Annotated in this window: 23 protein-coding genes; 7 read left to right on the forward strand and 16 right to left on the reverse strand. The window is 65.2% G+C overall.

Going from position 1 to position 23,617, the window contains the following annotated elements:
• Positions 1-9: 9 nt before the first annotated feature.
• A complete protein-coding gene (locus AC1DFC_RS07165; RefSeq protein WP_478178887.1) occupies positions 10-240 on the reverse strand; it encodes a hypothetical protein in 231 nt (76 codons plus the stop codon).
• Between the two features lie 266 nt (positions 241-506).
• On the opposite strand from AC1DFC_RS07165, the gene AC1DFC_RS07170 reads away from it, so the two are divergent.
• On the forward strand, positions 507-782 hold the full coding sequence (locus AC1DFC_RS07170) for a hypothetical protein (RefSeq protein ID WP_478178888.1): 276 nt from the start codon (positions 507-509) through the stop codon (positions 780-782).
• Positions 783-806: 24 nt separating this feature from the next.
• On the opposite strand, the gene AC1DFC_RS07175 is transcribed toward AC1DFC_RS07170, so the two are convergent.
• From AC1DFC_RS07175 to pilV, 6 genes are read right to left on the reverse strand one after another with little or no spacing between them, the layout of a single operon-like run.
• Complete coding sequence (locus AC1DFC_RS07175; protein WP_478178935.1) at positions 807-1,382, reverse strand: GspH/FimT family pseudopilin; 576 nt, start codon at positions 1,380-1,382, stop codon at positions 807-809.
• Positions 1,379-1,861, reverse strand: a complete 483-nt coding sequence (locus AC1DFC_RS07180; RefSeq protein ID WP_478178889.1) for a type IV pilin protein — start codon at positions 1,859-1,861, stop codon at positions 1,379-1,381. Before AC1DFC_RS07180 ends, AC1DFC_RS07175 begins: the two co-directional genes overlap by 4 nt.
• The gene (locus AC1DFC_RS07185; protein WP_478178890.1) at positions 1,858-6,225 is read right to left on the reverse strand and encodes a pilus assembly protein; all 4,368 of its coding nucleotides are present in this window, start codon (positions 6,223-6,225) and stop codon (positions 1,858-1,860) included. Before AC1DFC_RS07185 ends, AC1DFC_RS07180 begins: the two co-directional genes overlap by 4 nt.
• Before the next feature lie 15 nt (positions 6,226-6,240).
• Positions 6,241-6,843 carry a pilus assembly PilX family protein gene (locus tag AC1DFC_RS07190; protein WP_478178891.1) on the reverse strand — a complete coding sequence of 201 codons (603 nt, stop codon included), beginning with the start codon at positions 6,841-6,843 and terminating at the stop codon, positions 6,241-6,243.
• Between the two features lies 1 nt (position 6,844).
• Positions 6,845-7,861, reverse strand: coding sequence for a PilW family protein (locus tag AC1DFC_RS07195; RefSeq protein ID WP_413332530.1), 1,017 nt, complete (start codon positions 7,859-7,861; stop codon positions 6,845-6,847).
• Positions 7,858-8,457, reverse strand: a complete 600-nt coding sequence (gene pilV, locus AC1DFC_RS07200) for a type IV pilus modification protein PilV (RefSeq protein ID WP_478178892.1) — start codon at positions 8,455-8,457, stop codon at positions 7,858-7,860. Before pilV ends, AC1DFC_RS07195 begins: the two co-directional genes overlap by 4 nt.
• 184 nt (positions 8,458-8,641) lie before the next feature.
• Between pilV and AC1DFC_RS07205 the strand changes: the two genes are divergently transcribed.
• Positions 8,642-10,288, forward strand: coding sequence for a PglL family O-oligosaccharyltransferase (locus AC1DFC_RS07205; RefSeq protein ID WP_478178893.1), 1,647 nt, complete (start codon positions 8,642-8,644; stop codon positions 10,286-10,288).
• Between the two features lie 23 nt (positions 10,289-10,311).
• Here the strand turns inward: AC1DFC_RS07205 and moaC are convergent, their stop codons facing one another.
• Positions 10,312-10,794: a cyclic pyranopterin monophosphate synthase MoaC gene (gene moaC / locus AC1DFC_RS07210; protein WP_007828763.1), complete on the reverse strand. Its 483-nt coding sequence runs from the start codon at positions 10,792-10,794 to the stop codon at positions 10,312-10,314.
• A 54-nt stretch (positions 10,795-10,848) separates the two neighbouring features.
• Between moaC and AC1DFC_RS07215 the strand changes: the two genes are divergently transcribed.
• On the forward strand, positions 10,849-12,411 hold the full coding sequence (locus tag AC1DFC_RS07215; protein WP_042672688.1) for a M48 family metalloprotease: 1,563 nt from the start codon (positions 10,849-10,851) through the stop codon (positions 12,409-12,411).
• Positions 12,412-12,420: 9 nt separating this feature from the next.
• On the opposite strand, the gene AC1DFC_RS07220 is transcribed toward AC1DFC_RS07215, so the two are convergent.
• From AC1DFC_RS07220 to AC1DFC_RS07230, 3 genes are all read right to left on the reverse strand, one after another.
• Entirely contained in the window at positions 12,421-12,777 is a 357-nt protein-coding gene (locus AC1DFC_RS07220; RefSeq protein ID WP_007828766.1) for a phage holin family protein, read from the reverse strand.
• Between the two features lie 88 nt (positions 12,778-12,865).
• Positions 12,866-13,330, reverse strand: coding sequence for a hypothetical protein (locus tag AC1DFC_RS07225; RefSeq protein ID WP_007828775.1), 465 nt, complete (start codon positions 13,328-13,330; stop codon positions 12,866-12,868).
• A 78-nt stretch (positions 13,331-13,408) separates the two neighbouring features.
• Positions 13,409-14,158, reverse strand: coding sequence for a TerC family protein (locus AC1DFC_RS07230; RefSeq protein ID WP_042672689.1), 750 nt, complete (start codon positions 14,156-14,158; stop codon positions 13,409-13,411).
• Between the two features lie 496 nt (positions 14,159-14,654).
• Here AC1DFC_RS07230 and AC1DFC_RS07235 point away from each other — a divergent pair, with 496 nt between their 5' ends.
• Both AC1DFC_RS07235 and AC1DFC_RS07240 read left to right on the forward strand, forming a co-directional pair.
• Positions 14,655-15,128, forward strand: coding sequence for a DUF3717 domain-containing protein (locus tag AC1DFC_RS07235; protein ID WP_007828781.1), 474 nt, complete (start codon positions 14,655-14,657; stop codon positions 15,126-15,128).
• Between the two features lie 2 nt (positions 15,129-15,130).
• A complete protein-coding gene (locus AC1DFC_RS07240) occupies positions 15,131-15,436 on the forward strand; it encodes a putative signal transducing protein (RefSeq protein WP_413314231.1) in 306 nt (101 codons plus the stop codon).
• A 10-nt stretch (positions 15,437-15,446) separates the two neighbouring features.
• Here AC1DFC_RS07240 and AC1DFC_RS07245 read toward each other — a convergent pair whose 3' ends face one another.
• From AC1DFC_RS07245 to purB, 4 genes are all read right to left on the reverse strand, one after another.
• A complete protein-coding gene (locus AC1DFC_RS07245; protein ID WP_007828784.1) occupies positions 15,447-16,007 on the reverse strand; it encodes a YaeQ family protein in 561 nt (186 codons plus the stop codon).
• A 47-nt stretch (positions 16,008-16,054) separates the two neighbouring features.
• A complete protein-coding gene (locus tag AC1DFC_RS07250) occupies positions 16,055-18,190 on the reverse strand; it encodes a TonB-dependent receptor family protein (RefSeq protein ID WP_413332612.1) in 2,136 nt (711 codons plus the stop codon).
• A 97-nt stretch (positions 18,191-18,287) separates the two neighbouring features.
• Complete coding sequence (locus tag AC1DFC_RS07255) at positions 18,288-19,421, reverse strand: PepSY-associated TM helix domain-containing protein (protein WP_478178894.1); 1,134 nt, start codon at positions 19,419-19,421, stop codon at positions 18,288-18,290.
• Between the two features lie 131 nt (positions 19,422-19,552).
• Complete coding sequence (purB, locus tag AC1DFC_RS07260) at positions 19,553-20,932, reverse strand: adenylosuccinate lyase (RefSeq protein ID WP_007828788.1); 1,380 nt, start codon at positions 20,930-20,932, stop codon at positions 19,553-19,555.
• Positions 20,933-21,060: 128 nt separating this feature from the next.
• On the opposite strand from purB, the gene AC1DFC_RS07265 reads away from it, so the two are divergent.
• A complete protein-coding gene (locus AC1DFC_RS07265) occupies positions 21,061-21,672 on the forward strand; it encodes a glutathione S-transferase N-terminal domain-containing protein (RefSeq protein ID WP_007828789.1) in 612 nt (203 codons plus the stop codon).
• Positions 21,673-21,943: 271 nt separating this feature from the next.
• Here AC1DFC_RS07265 and AC1DFC_RS07270 read toward each other — a convergent pair whose 3' ends face one another.
• Positions 21,944-22,558 (reverse strand): glutathione peroxidase, encoded by a 615-nt coding sequence (locus tag AC1DFC_RS07270; protein WP_007828791.1) that lies wholly within the window; start codon positions 22,556-22,558, stop codon positions 21,944-21,946.
• A gap of 128 nt (positions 22,559-22,686) precedes the next feature.
• Between AC1DFC_RS07270 and AC1DFC_RS07275 the strand changes: the two genes are divergently transcribed.
• The gene (locus tag AC1DFC_RS07275; RefSeq protein WP_042672690.1) at positions 22,687-23,544 is read left to right on the forward strand and encodes a ferritin family protein; all 858 of its coding nucleotides are present in this window, start codon (positions 22,687-22,689) and stop codon (positions 23,542-23,544) included.
• Positions 23,545-23,617: the final 73 nt, after the last annotated feature.

A 23,617-nucleotide genomic window follows, 5' to 3' on the forward strand; every position in this document is an offset into this window, starting at 1 on the left:
TGGTGCCTCTCATGAAGATTGCACCAGTCGGTTTCTCCGGTTGATCAGCATCACCGCCTGCACAGTGTTGCTCATTTTGCGAGCTTTCGCTCGATTTGGATTTGGACTTGCGCCGAACGTGCGGAGATCGTTTGATGGAATATTTCCAATTGATTTTCCAGGAAAAGCCATCCCAGTGGATTCGTTCCAAGCGCCGTGGAAAATAAGGGTCAGGTTCAAATTAAGCTGGGAATTCGGCATCCCCCTCCGCACTTGGGCCTGTGCGCGGCTTGCCCCCCGATCAGCGGCGTCGCGATCTACCGATGCAAGGTAAAGTCAACTCTGGTTTGACCTTCGCGTCGTATGCGCGTCGGCCACCCCCTTGCGACAGATCGCCAGCCGGGCTTCGACTCCGGAATCATGCGGATATTGCGTTGCCATTTCCATGCGTGGAAACGTAGCTTCTTAACTTACCGCGTCGAGGTGAAGGCGCAGTTTATCGACGGCTTTATTGTTGAAGGCATTCGTTGCGCTTCGCCTTCGCTGAGCGCAACTCGCAACGATTGAATCGTGGTGTCGGCCGCTTCGATGCTTCGTTGAAGCTCCTCGTTGACCAGTCGCACCAACGCGCTGAATTCGGTGCGCGTCGGGCAGACCTCTTCCGTGTCGTTCACACACTGTGGAGCGATGAGTTTTTCGAGGCACGCGTAGGTTCGCCGCACTGCGTGCTGGTTGTCGATGTCATCGCATGCTCGCAGCGCAAGAGATTCGGCGCGGGCGGTTTCAGCAGCCTCATTCGTTAGCACGATTCGGTGGCGCTGACGCTGCTACTCCGTTGCGGAAGTCGTACAGGTTGCATCCGTAGCAGGCTGGCAGGCGCGCGCACGCCCGGTCTTCGCAATCACCACGATCCGTGTCTGATTCGTCTTTTCCGTACCTGAGATGTCATTGCGCTCGATCTTCAGCGTGGCGGACTGAAACGTCGAGTCGCTGGTCTGTGTGTAGCCAGAAGGGTTGAACATGATGTAGGCAGGGCTGTTCTGCGCGGTTCCTTGCCCGGTCGCGGTGAAGTAGCTGGGCAAAGCCCCTCCCTGCACGATGAGGATGTCCGATCCATTGAATTGCCGGTTGTTGTCGGTATCCACGAAGACGGTCCAGCCGGTTGCCCAGTTGTTGTCCGCGCGAGGCACGACAACGGCTTGCCTGCCTCGCTTCATCGCCTCTCCCCGGGCCGTGCTCAGCGCGGCGACGAAAGAGTTGATTGCCGACGTGAGTTCCGAATTTCGCTGAAAGGCAACAAAGCTTGGCACTCCGATCACCAGCAATACTGCAGCTATGGCAATCGTCACCATCAATTCAATGAGCGTGAAGCCGGAAGTCCGGCGTTGGCAAATCGTTTTCATGGCCAGCAAAGCTTGAATTTGGTATCTGTCGAAGCAATGTTGCAAGCCTTGACGCCTGTACTGGTCAGACTCAATGCGCCGACGGCAGCGTCGGTGCTTGTTGGTGTGGCTGTGAGCATGACGCACTCGGTGATCAATTGAGTGCTCGAGCAGGTACTTGCAGAGAGCCAATAGGACGTGCCTGTCGGACTGTCCCCGGAATAAACCTTGAAAGTACCAGCGGCGCTAGCCGGAACGGTGGTCCCGGCCGAGTTGGTGAATGCGAGATAAGTATTGCGCTGCGTCATGTACCGCTCCTGCTGTTGCATAAGCTCCAACAGTGCAGTACGTGCCTGCGCACGCTTCCCCTTCAACACTGAATCGGTGTAAGCGGGATAAGCGATGGCCGCCAAGATTCCGATCACGGCCACAACAATCATCAACTCGATCAGCGTGAAGCCGCGCATGGAGGCGCGTTTCCTTATGTTGCTCATATTCATGACCCGCGCTTCAGGTCCAGGTAGTTATTGATCTGCCGCCAGCTCAGTCGCCCGGCAGTAATGATGACGCTCGTCTGCCCGTTGTTTCCTGGTCCGCCTGCGGCATTGCCAACACCGCCGGAGCCCTGCGCAATCGTCTGGCTGGTGATCTTCTTCTTGCGCCGGCCCGTGCTGTCGCTTTTGCTCTCGACCGTGGACGCCACTTCGATCACCAGCGGCTGTCCCATGATGCCCACGGTCGATACGCTCCGGGTCCCGATGCCGGTGTCTACGTCGATGATGTATGAGTTGCCGCTCCCGCCGCTCACGCCACAAGCGGCAGCGCCGCCCGAGGTTCCGGGAATCAGGCTGCCGAAGACCAGCGTGCTGCCAGTCAGCAATGCCCCGCTGACCTGGCGTTCGGTGCTGGTGGCGTAGTCCATATACCAACCCGAACTCACAGTCGACGATGTCGTGAGGTCGCTCGTGGCACGGCCCCACGTGAAACTGGGCACGGTGATTGCGCCTGATGTGTCGATGCTGGCCGCCTTGAGACGTGCGCGTCCGCTGATGGCCCCGCTACCGACGGGCGTGGCGTCGGCAACGGTTGTGCCGTCGTCGTACAGCACATAGAACGAGTTCTGCGCCGTCGATGATCGGTCATCTGTTTCCAGATACTTGCCGGTGCCGAAAGCCACCTGGACCGCGTTGACGTTGTTCGTGGCAGCCACCAGCGTGGGGGCCATGCTGATCGGCTGCACGTTGCCCGCGCTGTCCTTGGCAACGAAGAGCGGATAGGGCGCGTTGCTGCTGCTGGCATTCTTGAACGCCGACAGGTTCGCCATGTTCCACTCGGAGGTGCCGTGGCTGCGGAAGTCGAGCTTCCACATATTGCCGTGCAGGTCGCCCGCATAGATCTGCGCCACTTCACGGTTGCCGCCGGTCGCGATGGCCGCCTTGAAGTTCAGTACGCCGGTGGGCTTGGTCACAGCCAGCGTGGCGTTGAAGGGCAGCGCCACCTTGTAGTAGTTGCTGCCAAGGGTCCATGCAGTCTCGGGCGCCTTCGACAGGTCGAGCAGGAACAACGCGGGATTGCCGGTGCTGTAGTTGTTGGCGGAGTTGACCTTCGTGTAGTTGTTGACACCGCTCGCCACCACCGCAAACCACTTGTAGGCCGCCGTCGTGGCCGTCGGTGCGCTGGTGCGCATCTTGAGAATCTGCGGCTGACCAACCACGAAGCCCATGTCTACGTCGTCGTCCTGCGTGAACTCCCACATCACCTTGCTTGCGCTGAAAGACGTCGGGTCGGTCACGTCGAGCGCAAACACACCGCGCCCGCCCGCACCGGTGCCGGACACCAGCACCGTCTTCCAGTCGTCGGAGGTGCCGGCCGAGCCCACTTGCGCTTCTGCAACCACTGGCGGGCCGTCGACATAGCTCTGGTGGTTGGACACATAGTTCGCGTCGGTGAGTGCAGCCAGCTTGGGCGTCATCCAGCTCGGGATGTAGCCAAACAGTTCGTCGCCCGTACCGGCGTTGAAGGCATGCAACATGCCGTCGTTGGCGCCCACGAACACGGCTGCTGTGCGATTGAGGTTGGCCGTCCTGAAGGCCGCATAGCTGCTGGAGTTGATGTTGTTGACGGGGGCCCCCGAGTACACGACGCCCGAATTGATGATGTCGCCCAGCAGCTTGTTGTTGCGGCGCCGGAACGGCGATCCTTCCAGGGCGTTGCTGCCGCGAAGGTAGTTCACACGGTCGGAGCCCAGCGCGTCGGCAGTGGCCGAGGGCGTGATCTTGTTCAGGTCGGTTTGCTGGCCGGTGGTCAGCGAGCCCCACAGGAACGTGCTGGCTTTGGGCACCGCATTGCCTGGCCGCCCGACGACGATGTTGCGCGAGGTTGCCGGCGCGGAAAGCAGGGCCAGGCGCGACGAGGCAGACCAGGTGGGCGTAGGTGAAATGCTGACGCTGCCGTTGGTGATCGTGATCGACTGGGCCAACAGGTCGCCGCTCCAGTCGCTGGTGTCGAAGGCGCCCTGGTAGACCGAGTTGCTCGTCTGCAGCGATTTCGACTGCACCGCACTGCCGGCAATGCTGCGCGCGGAAGTGGAGGCCCGGCTGAAGATGCTGTCGAACGCGCTCAGCACGCTGCGCGCACTGCTCTGCAGGTAGTAGGTGCTGGCCTCGCCCGTACGAGCGCTGTCTTGCCAGACGTTGGCATCGACCGTGCCGTCCTGCCGCTTGAAGGGATTGCCGAAGGTGTTGAAGGGCTTGCTGCCGCTGTTCGCCGGATCCGATTCGAAGCCGCCGTACTTCGCCGACGTGAAGAACTGGTTGCGGTTGCGGCGGGTGGCATCGTCGTTTTGGGCGCCGTACTCGTTCACGTCGAAGAAGAAGCTCTTCACGCGCAGGCCGGGGCGCTGCATGCTGGTCTGGGCAGTCCAGTCGGTCCCGCGGATGTCGTGCGTATGTGCCCAGTACGAGTAGCCGATGATTGCTTCGCCGCGTGGGTTGGTGTTGACGCTGGGGTTTCCGGTGGTGTGCTGCTGGACGTTCTGCCCGTCGAAATAGGTGGTGTCCACGCCTTTCTCGAAGTTCTGGGCTGCAGTCGTCCAGGTGGCCAGGTTTGGAATGTTGGCCGCCACGTTGGCAGCTGGGTAGCGGTTGCCATCGTGGGTGTTGATGTCGCCAATGACCACGATGTTGCTCTTCAGGCACGAGTAGTTGCTTGAGCTGGAGCGGCCATCGCCATACGGGTCGTTCCAGGTAGTGAACACCGGGTACCCGTCGTACATGGCCGTCGTCATGTTGCTAACGGCGATATCGCTTGGCTGCAGGCCCTGCAGATAGCGCAGCGACTCGTAGTAGAGCTCGCTGACCGGGTCGTACTTCTTGTACTGGCCGGCCACGCCGGTGCGTCCGAACTTGTTCAGGTAGTTGATGACGCCGCTCACTCCGAAGCCGGCGTTTGTGCCCGTCAGCGTGCTGCTATCGGGGTTGGCGGCAAAAACGCCGGTCGTCGCGTTCCACTCGGCCGCGGCGTTGCCGCCGGTTGGCGTGTTCTCGATGCCGTTGATGTCGTAGGTCTTGGCGCCGACGTATTTCATGGGCGCGCGCAGCACACCGCCATAGCGCCCGGGAGGGGTGTCGGCGCTGTTGGTCTGGTCGAGCAGGTAGCCGAAGGCGGACAGGCGCAATTGGTCGCTGTACTTCTGAACCGTGCCGGTCGGCTTGAAGTTGCCGCTGGGGTACTTGGTGCAGAAGGTGTAGTCGCGACTGTCGATCAGGTTGCCCGCAGCGTTCTTCTCGCAGACCTTGACGCGCGAATAGAAGAACCCGTCGCTGTTGAGGCCGGTGGCTGGCCGGGGAGTGGTATTGGAGGCGACCGAGTAGCAGGCCTTGACCGTGCCCGGCACCGGATCGGTGAATACGGCGTTGGTGCAGGCCGCACTGTTCGTGAACTGGCCGACCATCCAGCTCGTGCCGGCGCCATACCAGATTTCCATTGAACTCTTTTTGAAGTCGCACTTACCTCCCTCGTCGGCACACTTGACCGCCGCAGTCGGCCTGTTGCCGCTGAAGGGGAACGGCGCCGTTCCTGACGAGTTGGTGCTCAGGTTGTAACTGCTCGTGTCGGTGCAACTGCCGGCCTTGGACGTCCCGAAGTAGATCCGGTTCAGGGTATTTGCCACCCAGATGTCGTTGGTGCCCGCGGCATTCACCATGCTTTGTGGCACCGCTCCCCAGTAGGTGCCGGCGCCGCCACCATTGCGCGTCAATTGCTTGGCGGGAAAATTGGTGGAGTTCCACATGCAGATCGGATCGCCGTTGGGGAGCACGGCGCGCTGCAGGATGGTCAGGTCGGTGTTGTCGATATAGCGATCGCCACCCGACAGCGCCAGCCGCAGCATGTCGATGGCCGAGCTGCTGGCCCAGTTCAGGAAGTTGCCGCTGAAGCCGTCATCGCATTTGCGGTCGGTGCGCGTGTTGGTCAGGATGCGGTCGAAGCGCTTGTAGTCGGCGGCCGAAAGGCCGGTGGCCGGCGTCTCGGTGGGCGCGTTGTTGTACGAGTAGCAGGCTTTTGCATCGTAGTACCCGATGTACTCGTTCAGATTGCTGTACGTGTTGTCGGTGTCGCCGCCGGGCGTGTACTGCGCGCCCACGGTCGGGTACTCCACCGACAGCGCGAGCGCGAGTACCGGCTTGTCGCCGGACGTTGTGGCATAGAGCGGGTCGCTGGCCAGCGCGATGGCCTTGATGTTGGGTGCCGTGCTGGAGATGGCCGCAAAGGAAAGCGCGAGCGTCGCGGCCACCGCCGGAAAGGCAAGCCATGCCAGCGTGCGCGGACGCGCGAACCAGGGCCGGGATTTTGAGTTGGATTTCATGGAAGGCGGTTCGCTTCAGTCGCGATAGATGATCTGGACGACACCCTGGATGTCGGCCCGGGGGCCGAAGCCCATGGCCGTCACTCGATAGATGTAGCTGGTTGTGGCGCCCGAGATGTCGCGGTTGGCCGGGTCTTCGATCGGCTCGATCACGTAGCGCGGCGCCTTGACGGGCTGGATGCCGGTGGTGCCGGCTGGAAAGCTGCGTCCCGTGAAATCGCCGTACGCGGCTGTCTTGGCACTGGTCGTCGCGGTGAAGTCGACGGACAGCCAGGCGGGCTGGGCTGTCGTTTCGAGCGTGCACAGGCCCTTGCTGGTGCCGGAACTGCCGCAGTTGCTGACGAATGCGTTGGTATTGGCCATGTTGGTGAACACAGCCCGGCGGTTGGAGGAGGAGGTATTCGGGCCGTGGATGTCGAACTCGGCATCCATCAGGGCTGCTTCGGCCGACTGCCAGGCCACCTGCATGTCCCGGTCATTCCGGGAGCTGCGCTCGCCCATGGTCGCGATCTGCGCGGCGCCCACGCCAAGGATCGACACGATCACCAGCAGCAGCAGCACGATGATCAGCGATACGCCGCGCTGGTCGACGGAACGGGAGGAAAGTGCGTGTCTCATGTCAGAGCCCCTGGTCGTTGCGCAGGTGGATCGTGAAGGTCAATGTCTGGCGCAGCCGCCCGTCCGGCGTGGGCTGGAAGACCGTGCCCGGATCGTTCGTGGCATCTGCGAAGGCGCTGCCGGCCGTACCGGTCGCGCTGCCCTTGGTCGGGCCGAATGGATAGAAGGTCTGCGTTTGCGAATCCTGAGCGGCGCCCTTAGCGCTGCGCAGCACCATGCCAATGCGCACGCTGCGCACCCGGCGCCAGTTCGCGTTGGTTGCGGTGCTGTTGCCGTCTACGACGATCTGATCGGCGCGCAAATAGGCATTCGGCACGTTCGGTGATGCCGCGCCCGCCGCCGTCACTGTCTTTGCCGTCACGCCATCGACCCCGTACAGCACCTGGAAATTCTCGACACCCTGCACGATCGGACTAGACAGCCATGCGCTCGTGGCCGAGTCGTAGTACGTGCACATGAGCGTGGGCTCGCCCTGGTTGACGCCGACGGAGAAGACGCTGGCCATCAGCGTGTCGCGCGCAGCGGTGGTGTTGATGTCCGCCACCGTCGCCGGCGCGTTGCCGGCGCAATCGATCATGGTCTTGTCAGCGTCTGTCGAGCTGACTGTCATGGTGTGGATCTGGGCCGGCTGGTAGCGCATGATGAGCACGTCGCTACCCGTCCCCGCCTCCGTCGCGGGCCGCGCGGTGGACGAGGTCAGCGGGCTGGTCAGGTTCACCTTGGCGTTGTTGAAGCCCATGATGCTCGGCGCCGGGTCGGTCGTCGTGGGTTGGCGGGGGGTTGCCGCAAAGAACACATCCCGGTAGCCGGTCTGCACGCCGATGCGCTGGATCATGTCTGCGGCGAACCGGCCGTTGTCGCGCAGTTGCGAGGCGGCATCGACCGTGGTGAAGCCGCGTCGGGCTACGGTCAGGGCGGACACGGCCGCCAGCACTACCACCAGGCCCACCGCCATCGCGACAAGCAGTTCGATCAGTGTCAGGCCGCGAATGGCGCGGCGGAGTGGAGTGGCGCTCACAGGGTGCTCCCGGGCGTGACCGGAAGAACGACGGAAGGTCGATCCGACGCCTGCTGGACTGTCGAATCCCCCGTCTTCAATGACGGGCGGCTCCAGCCGATCTTGACGAGGATCGGGTCGGTGTCGTTGGTCGACGTGCAGGCCCATTGCGCTGTGCCGTCCGAAGCAAAAGGCGCCGTGTCGCGGCAGATGCTGATCCGCGCGCCTGGCAGCGCATCGCTCACGCGCGCCAGCCAATCGGTGAGTTCGGCCTGTGCGACGGCAGCTTTGTCGGTTCCGCAGTTCTGGCCGATCGACAGGCAGTAGGACGCGGTGGGAGGCACCAGCGGGTTGGACGAGATCTCGCCGATCAGGTAGGGGCTGGCGGCGAGGAGCGCCTGATCCTTGTTGCCGCGCATCATTTCCGCGAGCTCGCGAGCGAGCACCACGGCCGTCGATTGCAGCCGCGCGTCGCGGTTGGCCTGCAGCGACCCAGCCTGAAGGCCGACCATGCCGAGCAGGCCGAACGAGAGAACGACGATGGCCACCAGCACTTCGACCAGCGTGAAGCCGGCAACGCGGCGAACGTTTCGGACGTGGCGAGATAAGGAGTTCATCGGGCAGGGCGCGGGGCGGCGATATGTGAGTAAACGTGCCGGAGTGTGGCTAAATGTGAACTCTGATGATGCCGCGGGCCTTTGGAAGTGGGCATGCCGCTCGTCGGCCCCCGGCAACCGCTCGGAAATATTTGTTGCGAGACCGTTAAAGGTGCGTACACCTTGACATTGCACAATTCCGCCGATGCCCTCCCTCAGCGCGGCGCTGATCGCCTTTCCTTTTTTGTTTCCGTGGGTGGCCGGTCCGTCCGTCAATGTCTGGCAGCTGCTTTGCGCGTGGGCCTGCGTTGCCTTCTTGCTGCTCCTGGGGGACGCGAGGGAAAAGATGCCGGGCGGCGGCGTGCTGTGCTGGCTGGTGCTCTGCGCTGTTTGCATCGCGCTTTTCCGTGGCGACGTGCCGGGCTATTGGGTCCCGGCCTGCGCCGCGATGGCGGTCATCGCGATGGCGGCGCTGGTGGGTGCGCGCATGTCGAGTGCCGCCGCCGCTTCCGGCGCCCTGGCATGGGGAGTCCTGGCCGCGGGTGTCGTCAGCGCCGTCCTCGGCCTGCTCCAGTACTACGGCCTCGCCGAGCCCTTGGGCCCCTGGACCACCTCGCCCCCGCTCGGCCAGGCCTACGGCAACCTGAGGCAGCGCAACCAGTTCGCCACGCTGATCAGCATGGCGCTCGTCGCGGCGCTGTGGCTCTACGCCGTGCAGGCTTCGCCGCGCAAACGGCGCGGGCTTGTAATTGCTGCCTTGCTGTTGCTGGCAGCCCAGGCGGCATCAACCTCCCGGACGGGTTTGCTGCAACTGCTGTCGATCATCGGCGTCGCGAGTGTTATCGCCTGGAGGGAGCGCCGGAGTGTTCCTGCATCGGCCGGCCCCCGTGTTTTCAGCTTGCCGCCACCGGCCGCGCTGCTGGCCGCGATTCCGCTCTATTTCGCCATCTGCTGGGTGCTGCCGCACCTGGTGGCTGGCGGCGGGGTGGAAGGAATGCTGCAGCGCCTCGAGAAGGGCGCGCCCGATGACCACAGCCGCCTGATCCTCTGGCACAACGTGCTTGCGCTGATTGCGGAGCGTCCCTGGACGGGCTGGGGCTGGGGCGAACTGAGTTTTGCCCACTACAGCACGCTGTACCCGGGCCCGCGATTCTCCGAAATCCTGGACAACGCCCACAACCTGCCCCTGCACCTGGCCGTCGAGCTCGGCATTCCCGCGGCCGTGCTGATCTGCGGCGGCTTCGTCTGGATGGTGCTTGCCGCCAGGCCGTGGCGCGAGCGCGATCCGGCGCGCCTGATGGCCTGGGGCGTGCTGGCCATGATCGTGCTGCACAGCCTGCTCGAGTACCCGCTTTGGTACGGGCCGTTCCAGTTGGTGTTCGGCCTGTGTCTCGGCATGCTCTGGCCGGGCCGGACGCCTGCCCGATTCCCGAAGGTGCGGGGGGTGTCTGCCTTCGCTGCGGCAGCGCTCATGGCGATCGTCGTGTACGCAGGCTGGGACTACGTCCGCATCAGCCAGATCTATATGCCGCGCAGCGAACGCCTGCCGGCGTACGAAGACGACACGCTCACCAAGCTGCGAGGTTCGTGGCTCTTCGGGCGCCAGGTGGGTTTTGCCGAACTGACGCTCACGACGGTGACTCCTGCCAACGCGGCAGGGATGCACGCACTCGCCGAACGCACGCTGCACTTTTCACCGGAGCCGCGCGTCATCACCAAGCTGATCGAAAGCGCCGAGTTGCTTGGGCGCGAAGACGAAGCGCGGGCCCAGGCCGAGCGTTTCAGGATCGCCTTTCCCGCGGCGTTCAATCGCTGGCTCGAGGAGCCTGCGGGCGATGCGCCGGCGCCCTGAACATCGGGGACTTGCCCGGTGACTTACCCCGCCACCCAGCTTCCCGACTTTCCCCCATGTTTCTCCAGCACATGCACATCGGTAATCCGCATCCCCCGATCCACCGCCTTGCACATGTCGTAGATTGTCAATAGCGCCACCTGCACCGCCGTCAGCGCTTCCATCTCCACCCCCGTCGGCCCGACGGTCTCGACGGTCGCCGTGCAGGCCACCTGAGGCGCCGCCCCCGCATCGGCGATCGCAAACGCCACCGCCACGCGCGTCAATGCCAGCGGATGGCACAGCGGGATCAGGTCGCTCGTCTTCTTCGCCGCCTGGATGCCCGCGATGCGCGCGATGCCGAGCACGTCGCCTTTCTTGGCCGTTCCGGACTCGATCAGCGCCAGCGTCGCCGGTTGCATCTCGATGCGGCCGGTGGCCACGGCCACGCGGTGGGTGGCGGGCTTGGCGGCCACGTCGACCATGTGGGCCTGTCCCTGGGCGTCAAAATGGGTGAGAGAGCTCATGTGTGAACGATCGGGTTGGAGGTGCATCATACGAGCCCGAGCCACAGACGAGGAATGCCGCGCTTGACTCCACGACACCCCAGAAAAAGCCAGCTCAAGCCCGCCCTGCGGTCGCTCTGCGCTACGTTCCTGATAGCTTCACAGGTGCTGTTGCCAACATCGGCCCTGGCGCAGATGCAGGTGCTGCCCGGCCTTGGCGACGGCGGCGAGATGACCGCCAGCGCCGAACGCCACCTCGGCGACCAGATCGCCCGCGAGCTGTACCGCGACACCGACTACATCGACGACCCGGTGATCGCCGCCTACGTGCAGGACATCTGGCAGCGCCTGCTGGCGGCGGCCCGCGCGCGCGGCGAGCTCACGCCCGAGCTCGACGAGCGCTTCGCCTGGACGATCCTGCTGGGCCGCGACCGCAACATCAATGCCTTCGCGCTGCCCGGCGGCTACCTGGGGCTCAACCTCGGCCTCGTCGCCGCGGTCGGCAGCCGCGACGAGCTGGCCACGGTGCTCGGGCACGAGCTTTCGCACGTCACGCAGCGCCATATCTCGCGCATCATGACCCGGCAGGGCAAGCAGATGCCGTTGATGCTCGCCGGCCTGATCCTCGGGATGATCGCGGCCGGCAAGAGCCGCAACGGCGATGCCGGCCAGGCCGTGATGATGGGCAGCCAGGCGCTCTTTGCGCAAAACCAGCTGAGCTTCTCGCGCGACATGGAGCGCGAGGCCGACCGCATCGGCTTCGGCGTGATGACACAGGCCGGCTTCGCGCCGCAGGGCGCGGCCGCGATGTTCGAGAAGCTGCAGTACGCCTCGCGCCTCAACGACAACGGCTCGTACCCCTACCTGCGCAGCCATCCGCTGACCACCGAGCGCATCTCCGACATGCAGGGCCGCTTCCAGTTCCGCATGGACGCGGCGCCGCCGGTGCCGCTGGCGATGGACCACGCCATGATCGCCTCGCGCGCCCGCGTGCTGACGCGTCCGGGCGTCGACGTGCTCCGGCTCTGGGTCGAATCCGCCTCCAGCGGCGAGTTCGCGAAGAGTTCACCGGCCCAGCAGGCCGGCACGCTGTACGCGGCGGCGTTGTCGGCCAGGGAAATGCGCGACTACAAGACGGCCCGCGCGATGGCCGAGCGTTTGGCCGCGCGCACGGCGGACGATCCCGCCGCGGCGAAGCAGGCGCGCTGGCTCGGTGCGGAGATCGAGCTGGCCGCGGGCGCAGCGCCGAAGGCGGCCGCGCTGCTCGATGCCAGGTCGAAGGAGCGGCCCGAGATGCTGCTCGCGGCCGAAGCCGCGGCGGCAATGCGACAGCCCGCACCGATGGTTCCCGTGCTGCGCGATTGGGTCGCCGCGAACCCGCGCGATGCGGGGGCGTGGCATGCGCTCGCCACCCTCTACGGCGCGCAGAACGACACGCTGCGCGCGGTGCGCGCCGATGCCGAGGCGAACGTGGCGATCCTCGACTACCCGGCCGCGCGCGACCGCTTCAAGGCGGCCCAGGAAATCATCCGCCAGTCCAAGGTGGTCGATCACTACGAGGCGTCGATCGTCGACACCCGCGCACGGGCCGTGGAAGTGCTGGTGAAGGAGCAGGCGGCCGAGCCGCCGCTGAAGTAGCGGCTCCGCTCAGCGCCTGCCGGGTACCAGCCCGCCCAGCGCGGCCTCGATCAGCAGCCCCAGCAGCGAATACAGCAGCGAGCCGATCAGCGCGGCCAGGAAGCCGTTGACGTGGAAGCCGCCGAGCAGCCCCGACGCGGCCCAGAAAAGCAGCGCGTTGATCACGAACAGGAACAGCCCGAGCGTGATGACGGTGACTGGCAGCGTCAGCACCACCAGCACCGGCCGCACGACCATGTTGAGCAGGCCGATCACCGCGGCCGCGATCAGCGCGGAGCCGAAGCTGGCGACCTGGACGCCGCTGTAGAGATAAGCCACCGCCAGCAGCGCGACGGCGCTGAGCAGCCATTTGAGGATGATGCGCATATGGCAGGCAGGATACCCCAGGGCCTGCAAAACAACGAGCCCCGGTGCGTTGCCGTACCGGGGCTCGTCGAGGGAGTCTCGTCCTGCCTTACTCGGCCAGCTCGTTCGCCAGCACCAGCAATGCACCCATGCCCATCACGGCGCCGGGAAAGGCCCAACCCGATTGGTGGGCCGGTGTCTGCTCCGGCGTCACCGGTTCCAGGTCGACGCCGATCTTCGGGCGGCGCGCATCGACCACGTGGACGGCCGAATGCTCGCGCTTGAGCTGTGCCGTCAGTTCGGCCAGCGGGCCCTTGGCCAGCACCGGCGTCACCTGGCCGCCATTGCGCTCCAGCAGCGGCAGCATCTGCGCCTGCACCTTGCTGAACCACTTGGCGCGCCAGTTCTCGCGCGCGCTGTGGCTCACCCACTTGCTGATGCGATGCGTCATGCGCGGCGCACAGGCCACCAGCACCCAATGGCGTGCCACGACGCTGTTCGCGTCCGGCGCAAGTTCGGCGAACTGCTCACAGGCGTAGGTGACGTCGTCGACATAAAGAATGACCTTTTCCATGGGTGCTCCTTCAGGTAGTTAGAGTGACAGAGACTGGTTCGGACACGAAGTTCGGGGCAGGGGAGCGACCACCGGCGTTCAGCCGGCCGTCACAGCCTGTTCTTCGGACTTGTTGCGGGCATGCCGCGCGGCCACCCACTTGCCGATCGCCAGCACCAGCAGCGCACCGGCCACGCCGGCGGCGTACTTGACCACGTCGGTCTGCGGCACCTTCGGCACCCAGGTCCAGGCGGCGCTGTTCGCCAGCGCGGGGTCGGACACGGCCATCGTGCCGGCGATCCAGCCCAGCAGCATGCCGCCCAGCGTGATGATCATCGGGAAGCGGTCCATCAGCTTGATGACCAGCTGGCTGCCCCAGACGATGATCGGGATGCTCACGAGCAGGCCGAAGATCACGAGCGGCATCTGGTGGCTGTCGCCTGCACCTTGCGCGGCGCCTGCAATGGCGATGACGTTGTCGACGCTCATCACGAGGTCGGCCACGATCACGGTCTTGACCGCGCCCCAGAGCTTGTCGCTGCCGGTGATGTTGCCGTGTGCGTCGTCATGATCGGGGGCCAGCAGCTTCACGCCGATCCACAGCAGCAGGATCGCGCCCACCAGCTTCAGGAACGGAATGGCCAGCAGGGTCAGCGCGAAGAAGATCAGGACCACGCGCAGCACGATGGCGCCGGCGGTACCCCACAGGATGCCCTTGGTGCGTTGGGCCGGCGGCAGCTTGCGGCAGGCCAGCGCGATGACGACGGCGTTGTCGCCGCCCAGCAGGATGTCGATCATGATGATCTGACCGACCGCGACCCAGAACTCCGGGGTCATGAACATTTCCATAGATTCCTCTTTTGTCTTCGCGCCCCTGTCTCTCCCTTCAGAGGCGACGACGGAGGCGCATGCAGATGCGTTTCGATTCATCCCATGCAGGGAAGGTCGAAAGCGAGGAATGAAGGCCGGGTGACACCGGGGGCTCCAGAGACTGGCGACGCTTCGACCAAACCTGCACAGGTTCAAATCGAAGGTCTCGCTCGACAGCGCTGCGTGCGAGTGCACGTACGTTGTCCGACAGGCCGGAAGTGTTTTGCTTCGTATTGACGACCTGACGATTCGCGCTGCGGTGGACAGCGGTCGGGAGCTACTCCCCTTCGTGGGGGAATTAGAGCATCGAAGTTCGCGGCGGCGCAATCGAAAGTTTTCAGGGATTTAAAGAGAACTGCTTCAAGAGGCGCATGAACATTGGTGGCGACGCTCTTGTTTTGGTAGCAATCTTGTCCCTTCGCCGCTTCGGGACATTGCCGGACTATGATCGCCGTCCGCTGCTTTTTCATGCCCCATGGCCGCCATACACATCACCGACATCGAGGCCGCCATCAACCACTGGCGAGAGAAGACGCCGTCGCCCGATGGCGTCACGCTCGGCCCTGAATTGCGCGCGCTGGCCGAGGTCTACGCGCTCATGGTCTTCCATCACGAGGACGAGGTCGACGAGCTCGGTTTCCCGCCCAAGGCCTGGGCCGCGTGGATGGCCTGGTACGAGAGCACGCCCGACACGCCCTGCATCGCGATCTGCTCGACCAGCCAGGGCGACGACGAATGCAAGGGCTGCGGCCGCAGCTTCGACGAGGTGCAGCACTGGCCCGCCATGACGCCCGTCGAGAAGCGCGCCACGTGGCGCCGCATCACGATGGAAGATTCCGCCTGGCGCTTCAACCGCTATGCCGAACGCGCACGCGAGGCCGAGCCCCCGCCGCCATCCGCGGCCGAGCCCGAATTCGACCCCGACGACGAGAAGAACTGGGCGCCCTGACCATGCGCCGCCTCGCGCAAGCCCCCAACCTCGCGATCGCGGCCGTGTGGGTGCACGCCTTGCGCGAAGAGGGCGTGGCCGCCACCGTGCAGCGCGAATTCCTCGGGGCGGTGATGGGCCAGCTGCCGCCCGACCAGTGCCTGCCCGAGATCTGGATCGACGACGAAACCCAGTTCGACCTGGCCAGGCGCCTGCTGCATGAACTGCAGCACCGCCCGCAGCGCAGCTGGCGGTGCGTGTGCGGCGAGCAGGTCGAAGGCGGCTTCGAGCAGTGCTGGCAGTGCGGCGCGATGATGCCGGCGGCTTAGCCGCGCGGGCCTACTTCCACTTGAGCAACTCGACGTCGATGCTGTTCACCCCGTCGCCCAGCGTCAGCGTGTTTTCCTGGATCGTCGCCTGCAGCTGCATGCTGCGCTGCGCCAGCGCGGCCAGCGCCTGCGAGGCATTCGTTGGCACGCGATAGACCTTCAGGTTCTGCGGCCGCGTGAGCTTGTTCTCGATGCCGCGCCACCAGATCTCGGCCGCGTGGTTGAAGCAGTAGACGATCACCTCGTCCGCCTTGCCGCAGGCCTTGATGATGGGCTTGTCCTCCGGCTGGCCGACCTCGATCCAGATCTTCACTTCGCCCGTGAAGTCGCGCAGCCAGACGTCGGGCTCGTCGACGTTCGACAAACCGGCGCCGAAGGCCAGCGTGCCGTCGCCGTTGCACACGTCCTGCAGCTGGTGCGCGTTGAGCGCGAGCGCGACGAGCCGGATCATCATGCGTTCGTCGGTCTCGCTGGGGTGGCGCGCCAGGGTCAGCGCATGGTCGGCGTAGTAGCCGTGGTCGATGTCGGCCACCGCGAGGGTGGCCTTGAAGATGGTGGATTTGAGGGCCATGGGTGCGCGAGTGTATTAGTTGGGCCCGATCGCGCACCCGCCGTGCGTCAGAACGCCACCGAAGCCTGCAGGTAGACCGTGCGCGGCTGTCCCACGTACTTGCCGCCGTTGTTGTCCACCGAGCGGTTGAAGTAGCGGCGGTCGAAGAGGTTCTTCACGCCCACCGCGAGCTTCAGGTTGCTCATCGATGGGCCGAAGTCGTAGGCCGCGCGCAGGTTCATCGTGGCGTAGCCGGGGATGTCGCCCAGCCGGCCGGTCGCGTCTTCCAGCGTGACGTACCTTGCGCCGTCGTCCGGCGAACCCGGCGAGCGCTGCTTCGACTGCGCGTAGATGTCGGCGTTGAAGGTCCACGGCCCGCGCTCGTAGCGCGCGCCCAGCGTCGCCACCTGGCGCGAATAGAAGGGCAGATCGCGCCCGGCGAAGGCGCCGGCCTTCGAGATGGCCTGCGTGTACGTGTAGGTGCCCGACACCGACAGCCCCTTGAGCGAGTCGCTCAGCGTGCCGAGGTCGTAGCGCAGCGCCGACTCCAGCCCGCGGTGGCGCGTCGCGCCCAGGTCGGTCCACTGGCCGACGTCGCCGGTGATGGAGCGCGCCAGCAGCAGCTCCTTGTCGAAGTTGATGTTGAACAGCGTGAGCTCGCCGCTCCAGGCCTCGCCCTTGTAGTGCGTGCCGATCTCGTACGTCTTGGCCTTCTCGGGGTGCAGCCCGGTGGTCGACTGCGCGAGCTGCGCGTACTGCTGCGGCCCGAACGAGACACCCGCGTTCGCGAACACCGACCAGCGATCGCTCATGCGATGGAGCACCGACAGCGTGGGCAGCCATTCGTCCGAGTCGATCTTCGGATGGATCGCGTTGGTGACGCGGCCGTTGGTGAGGCTGTAGACATCGTTGAACGAGCGGATCGATTCGTGGCGCACGCCGGGCGTGATCGTCCAGTTGCCGAAGTCGATGCGGTCGTCGATGTAGAACGCGTGCGCGGTCGTGCCCCCCTTGCTGGTCTGGTAGGCCGGGTTAGCCAGGCCGAAGGCGTCGAAGCCCGGGCGCGGCTGGTAGTAGGCGCTGCGCGTCGCGACTTCGGATGCCTCTTCCTTCAGGTAGCGGTAGCCGACGCTGACTTCCTGCACCACGCTGCCCGAATCGATCAGGCGCGAGTAGCGGGGTTCGACCGCGAAGGTCTTGTAGTTGCGCGGCGCCGAGGTGAGGCGGCGCCGGCCGCTGCTCGCACCGGTGCCTTCCTGCTCGAGAAAGCTGCTGCGGTAGGAGTCCGTGTAGTAGGTCAGCATCTCGAACTTGTTGATGCCGTCGTTGTGCGTGTACTTCACCGAGCCGTCGGTGCGGCGGCCGGTGAACTCGTCGAAGGGGCGGTCCGACTGGAAGGGGTTGGCCGCGAACTGCGCCGTCGTCAGGCCGCCGGGCATGCGGCCCTTGCCCTCGAAGTGGTGCAGCGTGACGGCGACGTCGTCGGTCTTCGAGATGCGGTAGGCGCCCTTGAGCATCAGGTCGTCGATGCTGGTGTGGTCGTTGCTCTGGCGGAAGCCGTCGCCGTGCGTGCCCGAATACAGCAGCGCCAGGCCCAGGCCGTTCTCGTTGGTGCCGCCGATGAAGAGGTTGGGCGTGGTCTTGGTGCCGCCGCCGTGCCCGGCGCTTTCCACGCCCACGTTCACCTCGCCCGAGAACTGCTTCGGGATCGCGCGCGACACGAAATTGATGATGCCGCCCACGTTCTGGGGGCCGTAGCGCACCGAGCCCGCGCCGCGCACCACGTCGACCGCTTCCAGGTTGCCCAGCGACAGCGGTGCCAGCGACAGCTGCGGCTGGCCGTAGGGCGCGTAGGCCAGCGGCACGCCGTCGAGCAACACGGTGGAGCGCGGCGACAGCCGCGAGGTCAGGCCGCGCACACCCACGTTGAGCGAGATGTCGCTGCCGCCGGTGCCGTTGCTCTCCTGAACCTGCACGCCGGGCATCTGGCGCAGCACGTCGCGCACGTTGGACGAGCCGCTTTCCTGGATCTGCTTGCGCTCGATGATGCTTCGGGCACCGGGATGCTCGAGCACCTTGGTTTCGCTGGGGCTGCCGAGCCAGTCGCCGGTGACGGTGACGGTTTCCAGCGACTTGGCGGCGTCGGCGGCAGCGGGCTCGGCCTCGGCGGCGAAGCCCTGCAGGCTCAGGGGAAGCAGCGCCATCGCGATGGCTGTGCGTTTGCGTGTGAACAACAAGGGAGATTCCTCCTGCGGTTTTTTTTGATGGTGAAGAAGTGGGTCGCGCGCGGCGTGGAGCCGTTCAGGGCGCCGTCCTGCCTCGGGCAAGCGTGTCGTTGTCGCGGGCGGCGCTCGCCACGGCGCGCCGGCGCCACCACAGCCAGACGCCGCTCAGGCCCAGGCCGCCGAGCGCCAGGCCCAGCAGCGCCGTGAGCGTCTCGTGCAGCGGGCCGCCGAGCTCGCCGGTGTGCAGTGGGTAGATCACCGCCACCGCGCCGTTGCCCGCGTCGAGGTCCTGCCACTTGCGCGCGGCCAGCACCTCGCCCGTCACCGGGTTCAGCCACACCGAGCCGATGCCGTTCGGATGCGGGTCGTCCGAGAGGCGGAAGCGCACCCGCATCGGCCGGCTGGTCTTGGCGGGCACCTGGATGAAGCCGATGGGCTGGCCCGGGTACACCTGCCGGGCGCGGGCCACGAGCTCGTCCAGCGGCAGGCGCGGGCCGGCCGCCGCACCCTTGGCGATCATCGGCGGCTTCAGCGGCTGCTGCCCCATCGCGCGGGAGATGGCATCGCCCAGCGGCCGCCACGCCATGTACGCGCCCGTGGCCACCGACACCGCGATCAGCAGCCCGAGCACCGCGCCGCCGGTGCGGTGCAGGTCGAACAAGCCGCGCAGCAGCCCGCGGTTCAGCACGATGCGCAGCGAGGGCGGCCAGCGCACCGGCCACCACAGCACGATGCCCGTGACCAGCAGGAACAGGTAGGCCAGCGCGGCGAAGGCGAGCACGCCCTTGCCGGTGTCGTCCAGCAGCAGGCTGCTGTGCAGTTCGAACAGGATGTTGTAGGCGCCCTCGTGCGTGCCGCGCCGCCCCTGTTCGGCGCCGGTGGAGGGGTCGAGGTAGAGCGTGCCTTCCCACTTGCCGCGCACCAGCACCCACAGCGTGTCGGTGGGCTTGCGCGGTGGGCGCAGCGTGAAGTTGGCGTCGGGGCCGAACTCGGCCGCGAGGCGCTGGCGCAGGGGCTCCAGCGGCAGCGCGGCCGTGGTGGCATCACCGGCCGAGCGGGCGATGAAGAAGTCGGGATGCGCCTGGCGGTCGAGCGGCAGCGCCATCACCAGCACGGCGCCGAGCAGGGCGGTGAGTGCGAGGATCGGACCGAGCGTGAGGCCGATCCAGCGATGAACCTTGAGCCAGAGGCGTCTCAGAGGGGTGCGCATGACCAACAGAGGAGCGGCGGGCCCCTCGGAGAATGTTGTTGGCTGGCGCCCCGCGGGGGCGTTGGCTGGAAAAGATAACCACCGACGCAAAACAGCCGCCTTCAGGCGGCTGGTGCATCGATACAGGAAGCCTAAATTCTACTGGCGAGTTCCGCCGCCTTGCCCACGTAGCTGGCGGGGGTCATGGCCAGCAGGCGGGCCTTTTCCTCCTCCGGAATGGCGAGCGAGCGGATCAGTCCGTGCAGCGCCTCGGCCGTCACGGTCTTGCCGCGCGTCACTTCCTTGAGCTGCTCGTAGGCGCCCTGCACGCCGAAGCGGCGCATCACCGTCTGGATCGGCTCGGCCAGCACTTCCCACGAGGCGTCGAGGTCTTCGGCCAGCGCTTCCTCGTTCAGTTCGAGCTTGCCCAGGCCGGTGGCCAGGCTCGCGTAGGCCAGCGTGGCGTAGCCGAAGGCCACGCCGATGTTGCGCAGCACCGTGCTGTCGGTCAGGTCGCGCTGCCAGCGGCTGATCGGCAGCTTCTCGCTCAGGTGGCGCAGCACCGCGTTGGCCAGGCCCAGGTTGCCCTCGGCGTTCTCGAAGTCGATCGGGTTGACCTTGTGCGGCATCGTCGAGGAGCCGATCTCGCCCTTCTTGAGCCGCTGCTTGAAATAGCCCAGGCTCACGTAGCCCCAGATGTCGCGCGAGAAGTCGATCAGGATCGTGTTGATGCGCGCGACGGCGTCGAACAGCTCGGCCATGTAGTCGTGCGGCTCGATCTGGATGCTGTACGGCTGGAAGTTCAGGCCCAGGCCCAGCGGCGCGGGCGTTTCGATCACCTTGCGGCTGAAGGCTTCCCAGTCGAAGTCAGGCCAGGCGGCCAGGTGGGCGTTGTAGTTGCCGACCGCGCCGTTCATCTTGCCCAGCAGCTGCACCGCGGCGATCTGCGCGCGGGCCTTCGACAGGCGCACCGTCACGTTGGCGATTTCCTTGCCGACCGTGGTCGGGCTGGCGGTCTGGCCGTGCGTGCGCGAGAGCATCGACACGCCGGCGAACTGGTGCGCCATTTCGCGCAGCTTGGTGATCAGGCCGTCGATGGCCGGCAGCACCACCTTGTCGCGCGCGGCCTGGATCTGCAGGGCGTGGCTGGTGTTGTTGATGTCCTCGCTGGTGCAGGCGAAGTGCACGAACTCGGCGGCCGCGAGCAGCTCGGGCCGGGCTTCGAACTTGGACTTGATCCAGTATTCGACCGCCTTCACGTCGTGGTTGGTGGTTTTCTCGATTTCCTTGATGGCCAGTGCGTCGGCTTCGGAAAAATGGGACACGAGGCCCAGCAGGTACTTGCGGGCGCCGCCCGTGAGGGGCTTGAATTCGGCGAAGCCGCAGTCGGACAGCGCAATGAACCACGCCACTTCGACTTGCACGCGGCGGTGCATATAGCCCTGTTCGCTCATCAGCGGGCGCAGTGCCGCGAGTTTGGCCGCATAGCGGCCGTCAAGGGGGGAGAGGGCGGAGACGGTGGAAAAGCTCATGCCCGAATTTTAGGCGGCCGCCGGTCCGTGGGGTGGTCCCGACAGATTGGGGCCGATTCGGGCTCCGGTTTCCCCGTTCACCTAAAATGACTCTCAACAAACGTCATTTAAGCAGGGAGAGAGTCTTCATGAAACTGATCGGATCCGCCGCCAGCCCTTATGTGCGCAAGGTGCGCGTGGTGCTGGCGGAGAAGCGGCTCGATTACCAGTTCGTGCTCGAGGACGTTTGGGCCTCCGACACCACGATCTCCCATTCCAACCCGCTCGGCAAGGTTCCCTGCCTGATCATGGAAGGCGGCGAGGCGATGTTCGACTCCCGCGTGATCGTCGAATACCTGGACACCCTCTCGCCGGTCGGCAAGCTGATTCCCCAGCAAGGCCGGGAGCGCGCCGAGGTCAAGACCTGGGAGGCGCTGGCCGATGGCGTCATGGACGCCGGCGTGCTCTGGCGCCTGGAAGCCACCTGGGCCGGGCGCAGCGACGGCGAACGCAGCGCAGCCTGGATCGAGCGCCAGCGCAACAAGGTTGAGGGCGGCATTGCCGCGATGGCCAAGGGCCTGGGCGACAAGCCTTTCTGCAGCGGCATCCATCTGAGCCTGTCGGACATCGCGGTGGGCTGCACGCTGGGCTGGCTGGACCTGCGCTTTCCCGATATCGACTGGCGGGGGGAGCACGGCAACCTGGCCAAGCTGTACGACAAGCTGATGCTGCGGCCCAGCTTCATCGACACCAAACCCTGAAAAAAGGCGCCGCGAGGCGCCTTTTCAACGTCTGCGGCTGGAAGACAAAAATGCTGCGAGGCGCCCCGACGCGAAGGAGGGAGGGAGGGAGGAGGAGAAGAATCGCCTCGGGATTTCGACCGGACGACAAGCACCCGGAAGACCTCGCAACATGAAAACGGGTGGGCAATCGCTGCCCACGCGATTTAGGAGCGCGGCATCCGCTGCACGGTTCCCGCTCGTTTGGTAAACGTTTGTGTCGCCAAATTCACCACGACCGGACGTGTCGGTGTCAATTGGGTCCGAGCTGCTTCTCGATGACGTTCACGAAGCCGTTCTCATCGGGCGCCGTCATGCTCGACCACGCCTGTACGACCTTGCCGTCGCGGCCGATCAGGTATTTGTAGAAATTCCACTTCGGCGTGGTGCCCGAGGCCTGCGCGAGCTGCTTGAACAGCGGATTGGCGTCGGTGCCGCGCACCGACGACTTGGCGAACATCGGGAATTTCACCCCGAAAGTGCTTTCGCAGAAGTCGGCAATTTCCTTGTTGGAGCCCGATTCCTGGGCGAAGTCATTCGACGGAAAGCCCAGCACCACGAGCCCGCGCGCGCGATATTTCATGTCCAGCGACTCCAGCCCCTTGTATTGCGGGGTGAAACCGCAGAAGCTGGCCGTATTGACCACCAGAACCACTTTGCCGGAATACTGGCACAAAGACTGGGGTTTTTCGTCCTGCAGCCTTGGGAAGGTGTGTTGCAGGATTGCAGGACATCCCGCGGCCTCTGCCGGAGCGGGTGCCGCGGAGGCTGTCTGGGCGTGGGCCGGCAGCATCGAAACGAGGCCCGCCACGAGGGAAACCGCGGGGGCGCATCGCCAGAGCGTCGACAATAAGAAAAGGGTTCGCATCGCGGGATCCTGGTTCAAAAAGGAGGTGTGCATCCGTGCCGCAGCGGCGCGTATATCCGCATCATCGCGCGTCTGTCATGGTCGCGCCAAACGGGCCGACTAAAATCGGCGGCCATAGAAAGACATTGATGCTCTATCCGGAACTCTTCAGACAACTCGAATCCGTCCGTTGGGACATGGACAAGGACATTCCCTGGCAGTCGTTCGACGCTTCCTTGCTGTCGGAAGAGCAGGCCCAGACCATCAAGATGAATGCCATCACCGAGTGGGCGGCGTTGCCGGCCACCGAGATGTTCCTGCGCGACAACCGCCACGATAGCGACTTTTCCGCTTTCATGTCGATCTGGTTCTTCGAGGAGCAGAAGCATTCGCTGGTGCTCATGGAATACCTGAAGCGCTTCAGCCCCAAGCACGCGCCCACCGAGCAGGAACTGCACGAAGTGCGCTTCGACTTCGACCCGGCCCCGCCGCTCGAAACCCTCATGCTGCATTTCTGCGGCGAAATCCGCCTCAACCACTGGTACCGCCGCGCCGCCCAGTGGCACACCGAGCCGGTCATCAAGCACATCTACACCACGCTGAGCCAGGACGAAGCCCGCCACGGCGGCGCCTACCTGCGATACATGAAGCGCGCGATGGAGAAGTTCGGCGACGAGGCCCGTGCCGCCTTCACCAAGGTCGGCGTGCTGATGGCCAGCGCGCGCCGTACCGCGCAGGCGCTGCATCCGACGAACCTGCACGTCAACAAGGCGCTGTTCCCCAACGACACCATCCAGAGCCGCATGCCCGACCCGGACTGGCTGGAGCACTGGCTCGACAAGCAGATCAAGTTCGACGCCGTCTGGGAAACCAAGGTCGGCGAGCGCATCCTGCACAACCTGAGCCTGCTGATGAACCGCAGCTTCAAGACCGTGCAGGAGCTGAACCGGTACCGCAAGGAAATCGCGGCGACCCTCGGCCCCAAGCCTGAATACCAAGGCGCATAGCTGTTGTTCGCCCCCAGGCTGCGCGCGCTTCGTGTCGCTTCGCCAGCCCCCTGCGGGGGGCGGCCGTGCGCGG

The organism is Variovorax sp. 10L421 (assembly GCF_056395365.1).

Excerpts from the sequence above, each read along its gene's own strand:
- AC1DFC_RS07220 (WP_007828766.1), bottom strand. The coding sequence starts at position 12,777 with ATGCGCATCATCCTCAAATGGCTGCTCAGCGCCGTCGCGCTGCTGGCG.
- AC1DFC_RS07255 (WP_478178894.1), bottom strand. The coding sequence starts at position 19,421 with ATGCGCACCCCTCTGAGACGCCTCTGGCTCAAGGTTCATCGCTGGATC.
- AC1DFC_RS07250 (WP_413332612.1), bottom strand. The coding sequence starts at position 18,190 with ATGGCGCTGCTTCCCCTGAGCCTGCAGGGCTTCGCCGCCGAGGCCGAG.
- AC1DFC_RS07180 (WP_478178889.1), bottom strand. The coding sequence starts at position 1,861 with ATGAATATGAGCAACATAAGGAAACGCGCCTCCATGCGCGGCTTCACG.
- AC1DFC_RS07265 (WP_007828789.1), top strand. The coding sequence starts at position 21,061 with ATGAAACTGATCGGATCCGCCGCCAGCCCTTATGTGCGCAAGGTGCGC.
- AC1DFC_RS07230 (WP_042672689.1), bottom strand. The coding sequence starts at position 14,158 with ATGGAAATGTTCATGACCCCGGAGTTCTGGGTCGCGGTCGGTCAGATC.
- AC1DFC_RS07225 (WP_007828775.1), bottom strand. The coding sequence starts at position 13,330 with ATGGAAAAGGTCATTCTTTATGTCGACGACGTCACCTACGCCTGTGAG.
- purB (WP_007828788.1), bottom strand. The coding sequence starts at position 20,932 with ATGAGCTTTTCCACCGTCTCCGCCCTCTCCCCCCTTGACGGCCGCTAT.
- AC1DFC_RS07175 (WP_478178935.1), bottom strand. The coding sequence starts at position 1,382 with ATGAAAACGATTTGCCAACGCCGGACTTCCGGCTTCACGCTCATTGAA.
- pilV (WP_478178892.1), bottom strand. The coding sequence starts at position 8,457 with ATGAACTCCTTATCTCGCCACGTCCGAAACGTTCGCCGCGTTGCCGGC.
- AC1DFC_RS07235 (WP_007828781.1), top strand. The coding sequence starts at position 14,655 with ATGGCCGCCATACACATCACCGACATCGAGGCCGCCATCAACCACTGG.
- AC1DFC_RS07215 (WP_042672688.1), top strand. The coding sequence starts at position 10,849 with ATGCCGCGCTTGACTCCACGACACCCCAGAAAAAGCCAGCTCAAGCCC.
- AC1DFC_RS07275 (WP_042672690.1), top strand. The coding sequence starts at position 22,687 with ATGCTCTATCCGGAACTCTTCAGACAACTCGAATCCGTCCGTTGGGAC.
- AC1DFC_RS07185 (WP_478178890.1), bottom strand. The coding sequence starts at position 6,225 with ATGAAATCCAACTCAAAATCCCGGCCCTGGTTCGCGCGTCCGCGCACG.
- AC1DFC_RS07165 (WP_478178887.1), bottom strand. The coding sequence starts at position 240 with ATGCCGAATTCCCAGCTTAATTTGAACCTGACCCTTATTTTCCACGGC.
- AC1DFC_RS07190 (WP_478178891.1), bottom strand. The coding sequence starts at position 6,843 with ATGAGACACGCACTTTCCTCCCGTTCCGTCGACCAGCGCGGCGTATCG.
- AC1DFC_RS07205 (WP_478178893.1), top strand. The coding sequence starts at position 8,642 with ATGCCCTCCCTCAGCGCGGCGCTGATCGCCTTTCCTTTTTTGTTTCCG.
- AC1DFC_RS07270 (WP_007828791.1), bottom strand. The coding sequence starts at position 22,558 with ATGCGAACCCTTTTCTTATTGTCGACGCTCTGGCGATGCGCCCCCGCG.
- moaC (WP_007828763.1), bottom strand. The coding sequence starts at position 10,794 with ATGAGCTCTCTCACCCATTTTGACGCCCAGGGACAGGCCCACATGGTC.
- AC1DFC_RS07245 (WP_007828784.1), bottom strand. The coding sequence starts at position 16,007 with ATGGCCCTCAAATCCACCATCTTCAAGGCCACCCTCGCGGTGGCCGAC.
- AC1DFC_RS07240 (WP_413314231.1), top strand. The coding sequence starts at position 15,131 with ATGCGCCGCCTCGCGCAAGCCCCCAACCTCGCGATCGCGGCCGTGTGG.